General features: G+C 69.8%; 10 protein-coding genes. 1 reads left to right on the forward strand and 9 read right to left on the reverse strand.

The annotated features are described in order from the left end of the window. The first annotated feature begins 331 nt into the window (after nt 1–331). The gene (locus BLT21_RS04400) at nt 332–2,845 is read left to right on the forward strand and encodes a LuxR C-terminal-related transcriptional regulator (RefSeq protein ID WP_091499691.1); all 2,514 of its coding nucleotides are present in this window, start codon (nt 332–334) and stop codon (nt 2,843–2,845) included. Between the two features lie 21 nt (nt 2,846–2,866). On the opposite strand, the gene BLT21_RS15790 is transcribed toward BLT21_RS04400, so the two are convergent. The 9 genes from BLT21_RS15790 to dapA all read right to left on the reverse strand — a co-directional run bounded on the left by BLT21_RS15790 (nt 2,867) and on the right by dapA (nt 12,268). After that, nucleotides 2,867–3,250 carry a regulatory protein RecX gene (locus tag BLT21_RS15790; protein ID WP_256335907.1) on the reverse strand — a complete coding sequence of 128 codons (384 nt, stop codon included), beginning with the start codon at nt 3,248–3,250 and terminating at the stop codon, nt 2,867–2,869. Nucleotides 3,251–3,630: 380 nt separating this feature from the next. Beyond that, nucleotides 3,631–4,683 carry a recombinase RecA gene (gene recA / locus BLT21_RS04410; protein ID WP_091499694.1) on the reverse strand — a complete coding sequence of 351 codons (1,053 nt, stop codon included), beginning with the start codon at nt 4,681–4,683 and terminating at the stop codon, nt 3,631–3,633. Nucleotides 4,684–4,952: 269 nt separating this feature from the next. Continuing rightward, nucleotides 4,953–5,177: a DUF3046 domain-containing protein gene (locus tag BLT21_RS04415; RefSeq protein ID WP_091499696.1), complete on the reverse strand. Its 225-nt coding sequence runs from the start codon at nt 5,175–5,177 to the stop codon at nt 4,953–4,955. Nucleotides 5,178–5,192: 15 nt separating this feature from the next. Then, the gene (locus BLT21_RS04420) at nt 5,193–5,513 is read right to left on the reverse strand and encodes a helix-turn-helix domain-containing protein (protein ID WP_091499698.1); all 321 of its coding nucleotides are present in this window, start codon (nt 5,511–5,513) and stop codon (nt 5,193–5,195) included. A gap of 156 nt (nt 5,514–5,669) precedes the next feature. Continuing rightward, entirely contained in the window at nt 5,670–6,215 is a 546-nt protein-coding gene (locus BLT21_RS04425; protein ID WP_091499701.1) for a CinA family protein, read from the reverse strand. Beyond that, nucleotides 6,212–6,784, reverse strand: a complete 573-nt coding sequence (gene pgsA, locus BLT21_RS04430) for a CDP-diacylglycerol--glycerol-3-phosphate 3-phosphatidyltransferase (protein ID WP_091499704.1) — start codon at nt 6,782–6,784, stop codon at nt 6,212–6,214. Before pgsA ends, BLT21_RS04425 begins: the two co-directional genes overlap by 4 nt. A gap of 16 nt (nt 6,785–6,800) precedes the next feature. Beyond that, nucleotides 6,801–9,512, reverse strand: a complete 2,712-nt coding sequence (locus BLT21_RS04435) for an FtsK/SpoIIIE family DNA translocase (protein WP_091499706.1) — start codon at nt 9,510–9,512, stop codon at nt 6,801–6,803. 48 nt (nt 9,513–9,560) lie between these two features. Further along, entirely contained in the window at nt 9,561–11,237 is a 1,677-nt protein-coding gene (locus tag BLT21_RS04440) for a ribonuclease J (protein ID WP_091499709.1), read from the reverse strand. Between the two features lie 53 nt (nt 11,238–11,290). Then, nucleotides 11,291–12,268, reverse strand: a complete 978-nt coding sequence (gene dapA / locus BLT21_RS04445) for a 4-hydroxy-tetrahydrodipicolinate synthase (RefSeq protein WP_091499711.1) — start codon at nt 12,266–12,268, stop codon at nt 11,291–11,293. Nucleotide 12,269: the final 1 nt, after the last annotated feature.

The raw sequence follows: 12,269 nt of genomic DNA on the forward strand, positions 1-12,269 counted from the left end.
CAACCGCGTGCGTGCTGTCGACCGTACGGGGAGGCGCCGCGCCCGTGTCGGCGGCGCCGGCGGTGCCCGCGGTCGAGCGCCGGATCCCCGGGGTCGCGCCGTGACCATCAGCGCCCGGCTCGGCGCCGTATCGGTAGTCGCCTCAGTGCGGACTCGGTAGTCACTATGCGGCATCTATCTGGCACCGCTCCCAGTGCCGTGAGTAGGTTGGGCAGATACGGCCGAGTCTCTGGGGGGCGGTTGTCTGGCCATGATGGATGATCGATTCGGGTGGGCCGCCGCGGGGCGGCCGGGCAGAGGCTCAACTCCGGGAGCCCGTCGGGAGACGGTGGTGGGTGCCGGACGCGACACGCGCGCTCTGACGGATGCTCTGACGCGTGGCACGTCGACGGTGATCGGCGGGCCCATCGGCTCGGGCAAGACCTTCCTCGTGCAGCGCGTCGCCGAGCTGCTCGCCGATCGATCGATCGCGCCACTGCTCATCCGTGGCGCTTCGGCTCTCGCCGACGTCGAGTGGGGCGCGGTGACCGCCGTGACAGACCCTCGCGCGGCCGAGCTACGCGAGGGCAACCTCGCTGCCCGTGTCCTGCTCGTCGTCGATGACGCCCAGCACCTCGACGTGGCGTCCGCGGCGGGCATCGCGCGGGCTGTCCATCGTGGCCAGGCCACGGCGCTCATCGGGATATCCGAACCGCGCCTGCGCGGCGACACGCCGACCGCAGCCGTGCACCACCTCCAGGAACTGTGGCTGAGCGGAGTCGCGGAGCGCCTCGACCTCGCCCGGCTCTCCGCCGACGAGGGGGCGCAGCTCCTCGGCGAGTTCGCCGGCGGACACGCGTTCGACGGCGTTTCGCGCACCGCCATCCTGTGGCAGGCCGACGGTTCGCGGATGCTGCTGCGGGCGCTTGTCGACCACGCCCTCGACGCCGTCGTCCACGGCGACGACCCGGTGCAGGCGATCGATGATGTGCCGGTTCACAGCCGCCTCGCTGCCGCGCTCGGGGCGCACATCCGCGGATTCGACGACGACACTCTGCGGGCGCTCGTCCTCCTCGGGATCGCTCCGGGCCTCACCTTCGGTGATGCCGCGCGCTTCGTCCCCTCTTCGGTGCTGAACGAGCTGCGCGGCGCGGGGCTCGTGACCGACGACCGCACGATCGCGCACCGGCTGTCCGCCAATCGCGCCCTCGCGCGAGCGGCTGCGCGCACGTGGGGCGCGGCGCGCGCCGATCATCTCGCCCGCGACGTGCAGGACCGCCTACTCCACGACGGCGGGCTCTGGTGGAGCGCGCCGATCGCACGCGCGCTGGCGGAGCGCTGGCTGCGGGAGCTCCCCGACGCATCCGCGCTCGTCGACGTGCCGAGCGAGATCATCGTGCGCGTCCTCGCGGATGCAGCTCACGAGGCGAACGACCACGGCGACGCCTCGTCGGCAGCTGCGTACGCAACGTGGGCGGGCGATCTCGCGAGCACCCCGGTGCTGTCGGTGGAGGAGCATCTGGCGCACGCGGTCCTCCGCTCGAGCGGCACGCCCGAGTTGCACCTGGACGCGCTTCCGGCGCAGGCTCATCGCCGCGCGATGCCCCTCGCCATCGCGCTGGCGCTGCGCGTGCCGGCTCCCCTGTCGACCGTCGTCGACGGCACCGAGGCGGACCCGGCTCATCAGCTCGCCGCCGCTCGCGCCGCCATGGACGCGCTCGAGATCGGGCGAGCCCGTGCGATCGTCGATGGCCTCCGGGTCCACCTGGGACTGACGACGCAGGACCGCATCGACATGGAGCTGCTGGCCGGAATGGCCTCGGCTTATCTCGGGCGCCAGGACGACATGCGGCGTGAGCTGCGGTCGGCCGAGCGGCTGCTGCGGTCCGGCGGCCGTCGAGGGTCGGCCGCCGAGATGCTGAGCGCGCGCTGTCGCGACCTCGCCGCGCGCACGGTCGCGGGCGTCGACGACGCCGATGTCCTATCGGATCTCGACAGCGAGCGGCAGTACGCGGTCCAGACGGGCGGGGTGGGTCTCGCTCTGGCGGGCGTCGCGTCGATCTTGACGCTGCTGCGACGCGGTCACGTCCTCGAGGCTCGGGTGGAACTCGCAGCGGCGTTACGCAGGAGTCCGCTCTACGGCGGCGAGGGGCAGGGCATGATCCTCCTCGAGACGGCGCTCGGTCTCGCGCTGTTCGGCTACACCGACGAGGCTCGCGATCTTCTCGACGCCCTCGACCCGCCGGCCGAGCCGAGCCCGCTGTTCCAGCACATGCGGCACGCGACCTGCGCGACCCTCGCTGTCGCTGAGGGCCGCTGGGACGACGCACACCACTGGGCTGCCGAGGCCTGGCGGGTCGCGGCACCGACGGACGCCGTCATGCTGCAGATCCGCTGCCTGCACCGTCTCGTCGTGGTCGGCCACCCCGACGCCGACGACGCCCTCGACCGGATGCGCACGATCGCCGAGTCCGTGCGGTCCGATGTTGCGAACATGATGGTCGCGAGCGCCGAGCGAGCTGTCGCCGGCGCCGCCGACGAGCCGTCGATCAGCGCCGCGCTGACACACCTCTGCCTCGATCTCTGCCCCCCGGAGTTGCTCCGCGCCAATCGCACCCCGTCCGGCGCGGCGGCCGACGACGCGATGGAGGTCCTCACGCCGAGAGAGCTAGAGATCGCCCGGCTGGTGGGGCAGGGCTTGTCGAATCGGCAGATCGCCCACGCCCTGTTCCTGTCGGTGCGCACCGTCGAGTCGCACATCTACCAGGCACGCGCCAAGCTGAGCGCACGCAACCGGGCGGATCTCGGCAGCCTCGTGACCGACGACGGGCGGAAGCGCGACGAGCCTCAGCGCGCGTGGGGGTGAACCCGCCACCGCGCCGTCAATTCAGCGGAGCTCGTCGAGGGCTTGGCGCGCCGCGGTCATCGCCGTCGCGCCCCCGAACCCCCGCCGCGCCAGCTGGCCGTGCAGCCGCCGGAGCGCCACCGCGGGGTCGAGGTCGTCCATGCTGCGTGCCCGCAGGCGCGCGAACTCGAGCGCGCGGTCCGGCTCGTCGTCGGGCAGAGATGCCAGCGCGATGTCGATGACCTCGCGATCGAGCCCCCGACGCGCGAGACTCTGTGCGATGGCCGTCGCCCCTTGAGCCTTGCGGCCGAGCGCGCCGTCGAGGAGCTGCTCGGCCAAGCGGCTGTCATCGAGGTACCCGTTGTCGAGGAATTCAGCGATGATCTCCTCACGCTCGGGCTCGTCGAGCTCTGCGTCGCGGAGCACGTCGCGAGCTTCTTTCACCGAGAGCGAGCGGCCGCGGAGGCGCTTGAGTAGAGTGCGTTCGGCTCTCGCCCGGATGTCGGCCGCCGTGTGCGTGCGGTCCTCAGCCTGCGGGTCGTCGAATGCCACTGTTCCGCGGCCTGGTCCACCGCTGCGGCCTCCCGGTCCCCGCGGAGTCCGCGGATGGGGGCCCGAAGCATCGGCGCCGGCATCCCGAGAGCCGCCGGTCCAGGTGGTGTGCCAGCGCGAATCCGGCGTGCGGCCGGATTCCGGCTCCGTGGCTGACGCGACACCGGCCGCCGCGTTCCGCTCGACCGCTCCCCCGAAGAGGGGAATGACGGGGGCGAGGCGATCGACCTCGCCCCCGTTCGGATCCATCTCGGTCACGCCGGACGACGTGCCGCGAGCTCGTCGGATTCTGCCGCAGCAGGAGCTGCCGGCTGGCCGATGCCGAGCTTCTGCTTGATCTTGTTCTCGATGTCGGCTGCGATGTCGACGTTCTTGAGCAGGAAGTTGCGGGCGTTCTCCTTGCCCTGCCCGAGCTGCTCGCCGTCGTATGTGTACCAGGCGCCCGATTTCTTGACGATGCCGTGCTCGACACCGAAATCGATGAGGCTGCCCTCGCGAGAGATGCCGACACCGTAGAGGATGTCGAACTCGGCCTGCTTGAAGGGCGGCGCCATCTTGTTCTTGACGACCTTCACCCGAGTGCGGTTTCCGACTGCATCGGTTCCGTCCTTCAGCGTCTCGATGCGACGGATGTCGAGACGGACCGACGCGTAGAACTTCAGCGCCTTTCCACCGGCGGTCGTCTCGGGCGACCCGAAGAACACGCCGATCTTCTCGCGCAGCTGGTTGATGAAGATGGCCGTCGTCTTCGTCTGGTTGAGGCCACCCGTGAGCTTGCGGAGCGCCTGCGACATGAGACGCGCCTGCAGGCCGACGTGCGAGTCGCCCATCTCGCCCTTGATCTCGGCCTCGGGCACGAGCGCGGCGACCGAGTCGATCACGACGAGGTCGATCGCCCCGGAGCGGATCAGCATGTCGGCGATCTCGAGCGCCTGCTCGCCCGTGTCGGGCTGCGATACCAGGAGCGCGTCGATGTCGACGCCGAGCTTCTCGGCGTAGGAGGGATCGAGCGCGTGCTCGGCGTCGATGAACGCGGCGATGCCGCCCGCCCGCTGCGCATTCGCGATGGCGTGGAGCGTGAGCGTGGTCTTACCCGACGACTCCGGGCCGTAGATCTCGATGATGCGGCCACGCGGGAGGCCGCCGATGCCGAGCGCGACGTCGAGGGCGATGGAGCCCGTCGGGATGACTTCGACGGGCGCGCGCTCGTCGGACCCCAGGCGCATGACCGAGCCCTTTCCGAACTGCCGGTCGATCTGGGCGAGGGCCGATTCGAGGGCTTTCTCGCGGTCAGCGGGTGATGGCATGGCGTGCTCCTTATGCTCGCGTTTCCGACGCCTGTAGGCTGTCGCGCTTCCGGTTCGGTACCGGAACGCTGCGACAAGGCATGGTGTCTTACCGACGAACTCCACGGTAGGGAGGGCCTCCGACATTCGCCGGCAGGCCGTTCCACTCCGGGGATCTCCGACGATCGAGATCACCTGTGCAGGACACTACGCCGTCTTCGAACGGATATTCGACGACACGCCGCGATCTCCGCGACCGTGTCGAACACGGTACGAGCGGGAAAGTCGGCTCAGCGGCCTCGCGGATCGAGGTGACCGACTCCGTAGCGGCGCCCTTCAGGCACGTCCGCCTCGACGCACAGCGCCATCCAGACAGCACGCGGGGATTCACCGTCGGCGAGTGCTTGACGGGCGGTGCGGTCACCCAACGGCGCGAGCGTCAGATCATCGACCAGAGCGGCTCCACGGCCGCCGAACTCCGCCGCGACGGCGCGATCGAACTCACTGCGACGCATGCGATGCAGGAAACCTCAGCGGAGCGAGAGCTCGGGTGCGACCAGGTCGGGGTCGAGCCCGGCGATGTCGTCGGGAACGACGTCCGAGATCACCGGCAGTCCCTCGAGCACCGAGATGCGATCGCCCACTTCGCGCATGATGTTGGAGATGGGGACATCGAGGGCCTCGGCCACCGCAGCGAGGATCTCGCTGGAGGCCTCCTTCTGGCCGCGCTCCACCTCGCTGAGGTATCCGAGGGCCACGCTCGCGCGGCTGGCGACCTGCCGGAGCGTACGCCCCTTCTGCAGGCGGAGGTCACGCAGAACGTCGCCGATCTCCTGTCGAACCAAGATCATCTCGGACCCCCTCCTTCGTCGCGGTGCTGGCTTGTCCCGGGTGGACAACGGTATCTCATCAGCACGTCACCCTAGCCCGCTCCCGCTGTGGGTCGGATGAGAGTTGACATGCGTCGCGCACGATGACAAGAACCGTGAGCACGGCCGGCCTATTCCTCAGAGAGCGTCGAGTGCCAGACGGATCGCACGAGCCGTCGCCTCGGCCCGGATCTGCCACCGGTCGCCGTCGAGGTGCAGGCTCTCGGTGCGGACGCCCAGAGCCGTCGCGACGGCTATGTGAACCGTGCCGACGGGCTGCCCATCGGGCGAGCCCGGCCCGGCGATACCGGTCGTCGCGATGCCGACATCCGCCGCCTCGCCGCCGGGGCCGAGCGCGAGACGCGCCCCCTCCGCCATCTGACGTGCCACCCGAGGATGCACCGCACCGTGAGCCTCCAGGAGCGCTCCGTCGACGTGCAGCAGACGCTGCTTCAGCTCGGTCGCGTAGGCCACGACCCCGCCGCGCAGCACGGCGGACGCCCCGGAGACGCCGACGAGCTCGGACACCACGAGCCCGCCCGTGAGCGATTCCGCGACCGCGAGGGTCCAGCCGAGCTCGCCGAGTCGTTCGATCAGGCGCTCGGCATCGGTGCGCCGGCCCGCGGAGACGAGGGTCGACTCGACCTCGTCCGGCAGGTCGTGGACGTGTTCGCGAGCGGTCATGACGCCTCGCGTGCGCGACGCGCGCCGCGCACGGCCGTGATGATGTAGTCGATGCCGCTGGCGACGGTCAGCAGGACCGCGATCCACATGGCGATGCCGTTCACCACGTGGATCCACTCCCCGACGAGCGTCCAGAGCGGCAGCAGCGCGAGCGCGAGCGCAACCGCCTGCGCGACGGTCTTCAGCTTGCCCATCCACGCGGCGGCGACCACGTGGTCGCCCGCGACGATGAGCCGATGCACCGTGATGCCGAGCTCGCGCACCAGCACGACCACCGTCACCGCCCACGGCAGCTCACCCAGCAGCGACAGCCCGATGAAAGCGAGGCCCGTCAGTACCTTGTCGGCGATCGGGTCGAGCAGCTTCCCCAGGTCGGTGACGATCCGGTAGCGCCGGGCGAGGTACCCGTCGATGCCGTCCGTCGCGATCGCGACGATGAACAGCACCGCCGCCCACCAGCGCAGTGCCCCGTCGGCGCCTCCGTCGACGAGCAGCAGCCAGAGGAAGACCGGTGCGCAGAGGATGCGAACGATCGTGATGGTGTTCGGCAGTTGCCTGGGGATCGACACGGAGCGAGCCTAGCCGTCAGTCGCGACCGGTGAGGCCCCAGGCATCCTCGGAGCCGTCGTCGCCGTCGACGACCTCGAGACCGTCGAACTGCGCCTCGACGGGATCGTCCGAGCCCGGACGAGCGGGTGCCGCCGAAGCGGGCGGCTCCTCGCCGCGCAGTCGTGCGAGCACCGCGGGCAGCTGCTCGGGCGTCACGAGCACGTCTCGAGCCTTCGAGCCCTCGGAGGGGCCGACGATCTCGCGCGATTCGAGCAGGTCCATGAGACGGCCGGCTTTGGCGAAGCCGACGCGCAGCTTGCGCTGCAGCATGGACGTCGAGCCGAACTGCGTCGAGACGATCTGTTCGGCAGCGGCGAGCAGAAGCTCGAGGTCGTCGCCGATGTCGGCGTCGATCTCCTTCTTCTCCGCGACCGCGGCCACGTCGGAGCGATACTCCGGCTGCGCCTGACCCTTGACGTGCGAGACGACCTTCTCGATCTCGGATTCGGCGACCCACGCTCCCTGCACGCGGATGGCCTTCGACGTCCCCATCGGCAGGAACAGCGCGTCGCCCTGGCCGATCAGTCGGTCGGCGCCCGGCTGGTCGAGGATGACGCGGGAGTCCGTGACGCTCGTGACGGCGAAGGCGAGGCGCGACGGGACGTTTGCCTTGATGAGGCCCGTCACGACATCGACCGACGGGCGCTGGGTCGCGAGCACGAGGTGGATGCCGCTCGCGCGGGCGAGCTGGGTGATGCGGACGATCGAGTCCTCGACGTCGCGCGGCGCGACCATCATCAGGTCGGCGAGCTCGTCGACGACGACCAACAGGTACGGGTACGGCTTGAGCACGCGCTCACTGCCGGCCGGAAGCTGGATCTCGCCCGCGACGACGGCCTTGTTGAAGTCGTCGATGTGACGGAAGCCGAACGACGCGAGGTCGTCGTAGCGCATGTCCATCTCTTTCACGACCCACTGCAGCGCCTCCGCTGCCTTCTTCGGGTTCGTGATGATGGGGGTGATGAGGTGCGGAACGCCGGCATAGCTCGTCAGCTCGACGCGCTTCGGGTCGATCAGCACCATGCGGACATCGGTCGGCTTCGCCCGCATCAGCAGGCTCGTGATCATCGAGTTCACGAAGCTCGACTTGCCCGAGCCGGTAGAGCCGGCCACCAGGAGGTGAGGCATCTTCGCGAGGTTCGCCACGACGAAGCCGCCGCCGACGTCCTTGCCGACGCCGATGGTCATCGGATGCGTCGACGTGGTCGCGGCGTTCGAGCGCAGGACGTCACCGAGGGTGACGATCTCGCGGTCGGTGTTCGGGATCTCGACGCCGATGGCGCTCTTGCCCGGGATCGGCGCGAGGATACGGACCTCGTTCGACGCCACCGCGTAGGCGATGTTGTTCGTCAGGGCGGTGATCTTCTCGACCTTGGTACCGGGGCCGACCTCGATCTCGTACTGCGTGACCGTCGGGCCGCGCGAGAAGCCCGTCACCTTCGCGTCGATCGAGAACTGCTCGAAGACGCCGGTGATCGCGCGCACGATCGCGTCGTTGGCCTCGGAACGCGTCTTCGCGGGTGTGCCCGCGCCGAGTGCCGCCACAGCGGGCAGCCGGTAGGGCGTCGCGGGCGGCTGGCCGTGGAAGTCGCCGCCGAGCCCCGTCAGACCGGGAAGCTCCTCGATCTCGCCGGTGTCGTGGTCGTCGCGGACGGCCGTGTCGGCCGGGCGACTGGACCGCGCCGCCGTCGCCGCGCGCTCGATGACGGACGGATCGATGACCTCGGTCTTCGCTTCGGGGAGCGGGGGCGGCGGAGCCACGGCCTGCTCGAAACCGCCGTCGACCGACGGGCCGAGGAGTTCGGTGAGGTCCTGCGAGGCACTCCCCTCGTCGGGGTCCTCCTCGCGGCCGCTCTTGTTGCGCCGCCACCAGGGCAGTGCATCGTCGTCGTCATCCGCGTCGTCGTCATCGGCCGGGGCCGACTTCCTGCCCTTCTTGGGCGAGAACGCCACCGTGGGGGCCTCGCCGTCGGGATCGGCGACGGGACGCTCCGCGCCGAACATCCAGGCGTAGAGATCGCCGAGCCTGCTGCCGATGCGGTTCGGCGGGGTCTTGGTGAGGATCAGCACGCTGAGGACCGAGACGAGACCCAGCACGGCCGCCGCCCCGTACACGGTGAGCACGGTCAGCGGCTCGCCGACGGCCCAGCCGAACAGTCCGCCCGAGGCGCTCAGCTCGAGGGCGCCGGCCTTGGGCTCGGGCCGGGCCCCGAAGACGTGGCAGAACCCGGCCACGGAGAGGATGAACAGGCCGAACCCGATGCCGATCCGACCGTTGTCGTTGACCGAGGCGGGATGCCGGAAGAGCCACCCCGCGAGGAAGAGCAGCAGCACGGGCATGATGAACGCCTCGCGCCCGATGAGGAAGCCCACCGTGTAGGCGCTGACCAGCGTGCCGGCCTCGGTGCCGATGAGGAACCACTCGACGGCCGCGCCGGCGATCGCGAGCAGCACGAGCAGGAACGGCAGGCCGTCGCGGCGCTGGTCCTTCTCGAGCGTCTCGGGTCCGAACGCCCGGAACATCCCGCCCGTGGCGTGGGCGAGGCCCATCCATGCGCGCGCGACGACCGGGGGCCGCTCGCTCTCGTCGACGTACCGCTTGGGTGTCGGTTCGCTCTTGCGGGCGCGCGACGTCGCGGTCTTCGCCGGTGCGCGGCGTCCGGAGGGCGCGTTCGTGCTCCTGGCCATTCCTCCACGGTACGCGGGGCTTCCCCCATTACCGCGGAACGACGCGGGTCAGGCCTCGATGACGACCGGAACGATCATCGGACGTCGACGCAGCGACTGATTGACCCAGCGGCCGATCGTGCGTCGGACGACCTGCGAGAGCGCGTGGTTGTCGCGCGTGCCGGACTGGACGGCCTCGGCGAGGGCCGCAGCGATCTTCGGCTTGACGCCCTCGAAGACCGCGTCGTCCTCCGCGACACCGCGCGCGTGGATGTCGGGACCGCTGACGACCTGTCCGGTCTTGCCGTCGACGACGACGATGACCGAGATGAAGCCCTCCTCGCCGAGGATCCGGCGGTCCTTCAGGTCGGCGTCCGTGATCTCGCCCACCGTCGACCCGTCCACGTAGACGAAGCCGATGTCGAGCTGCCCGACGACCTCGGCGACGCCGTCCTTGAGGTCGACGACGGTACCGTTCTCGGCGAGGATCGTGCGGTCGGCGGGCACGCCGGTGTCCTGCGCGAGCTTCGCGTTGGCCATGAGGTGTCGGTACTCACCGTGCACCGGCAGGACGTTGCGGGGCTTGAGGATGTTGTAGCAGTACAGCAACTCGCCGGCCGCGGCGTGGCCCGACACGTGGACCTTCGCGTTGCCCTTGTGCACGACGTTCGCGCCGAGCTTGGTCAGACCGTCGATGACGCGGTAGATCGCGTTCTCGTTGCCCGGGATCTGGCTCGAGGCGAGGATGACCGTGTCGCCCGGCCCCGGCTCGATCGCGTGCTCGAGGTTCGCCATCCGCGAGAGAACCGCCATCGGCTCGCCCTGCGAACCGGTGGACATGTAGACGATGCGGTCGTCGGGCAGGTCCTTCGCCTTCTTGTAGTCGATGAGGACGCCGTCGGGCACGTTCAGGTAGCCGAGGTTCTCGGCGATCGTCATGTTGCGCACCATGCTGCGACCGAGGAAGGCGACGCGGCGACCGTTCGCGGCAGCGGCATCCACCACCTGCTGCACACGGTGCACGTGGCTCGAGAAGCTCGCGACGATGACGCGGCGCGGCGACTTGCTGATCACCTGGTCGAGCACGGGGCCGATGCCGCGCTCGGTCGGCGTGAAGCCGGGGACGTCGGCATTGGTGGAGTCGACCAGGAACAGGTCGACTCCCTCTTCGCCCAGGCGTGCGAACGCGCGGAGGTCGGTGATGCGGCCGTCGAGCGGCAGCTGGTCCATCTTGAAATCGCCGGTGGCGAGGACGAGCCCCGCGGGGGTGCGGACCGCGACCGCGAGCGCGTCGGGGATCGAGTGGTTGACCGCGATGAACTCGAGGTCGAACGGCCCGACCTGCTCCTCCTGACCCTCGGTGACCGTGAGGGTGTAGGGGCGGATGCGGTGCTCCTTGAGCTTCGCCTCGATCAGGGCGAGCGTGAGTCCCGAGCCGATGAGGGGGATGTCGCCCTTGAGCTTGAGCAGATAAGGCACCGCGCCGATGTGGTCCTCGTGACCATGGGTCAGGACGACGCCGACGATGTCGTTGAGACGGTGCTTGATCGGCTCGAAGTCGGGGAGGATGAGGTCGACGCCCGGCTGGTGCTCCTCGGGGAAGAGCACACCGCAGTCGACGACGAGGAGCTTGCCCTCGTACTCGAAGACGGTCATGTTGCGGCCGACCTCGCCGAGCCCGCCGAGCGGGTAGACCCGCAGCGTTCCGGACTCGAGAGCGGGCGGGCTGAAGACGTTCGTGGGCATTGGCACGCTTTCCTCGGGACGCCGGCGTGCGCGGCGTCCCTGTTCGTTTTCGTCTAGCGGGTCGTCCCGTGCACCTTGGGCAGCGCACCGCCGGCGGCGGCGTTCCGATCGGGACGGAAGTTGGAGAAATCTGCGCCGGGGACGCCCGAGACGAGGGCGAGCTCGTCCTCGATGATGGCGGCCTCCCACTCTTCGGGGCCGACGAGGGGCAGGCGGACCCGCGGGCTCGAGATGCGCCCGAGGCCGTGCAGGATGTACTTCGCGCTCACGGTGCCCGGCACGTGCGTCATGACGGCGCGTACGAGGGGCTCGAGGCTCTTGTGCGCCTCGGTGGCGGCCGCGAGATCACCCCGGTTCACCGCGTCGACCATCGTGCGGTAGGGCGTCGCGGTGATGTTGGCGGTGACGCCGATCAATCCGCTGGCTCCGATCGAGAGGTGGGGCAGCACGTTGGCGTCATCGCCCGAGAAGTACATGAGGTCGGTCTGATTGAGCACGCGGCTGACCTCGCTGAAGTCGCCCTTGGCATCCTTGACGGCCAGGATGTTCGGGTGCTTGGCGAGGCGCAGGATCGTCTCGTACTTGATCGGCACGCCCGTGCGCCCCGGGATGTCGTAAAGGATGACCGGCAGGTCGGTCGCGTCGGCGACGAGGCGGAAGTGCGTCAGGATGCCGGCCTGCGTGGGCTTGTTGTAGTACGGCGTGACGATCATGATGCCGTCGGCGCCGGCCTTCTCGCTGGCCTTGTAGAGCTCGATGGCGTGAGCGGTCTCGTTCGAGCCGCCGCCGGTGATGATCTTCGCGCGACCGGCCGAGACCGACTTGCCGACCTCGACGAGGCGGAGCTTCTCGGGGTCCGTCAGCGTGCTCGTCTCGCCCGTCGTGCCGGTGACGACGATGCCGTCGGCGCCCGCGGTGATGACGTCGTCGATGTGCTTCTCGACAGCGGGCCAGTCGACTTCGCCGTCGGCGGTCATCGGGGTGACCAGCGCGACGAGGACCTGTCCGAAGGGATTGCCCGAGTGCGTCATG

Origin of the sequence: Microbacterium sp. cf332 (assembly GCF_900102175.1) — a bacterium.
In the GTDB taxonomy this organism is placed as follows: Bacteria; Actinomycetota; Actinomycetes; order Actinomycetales; family Microbacteriaceae; genus Microbacterium.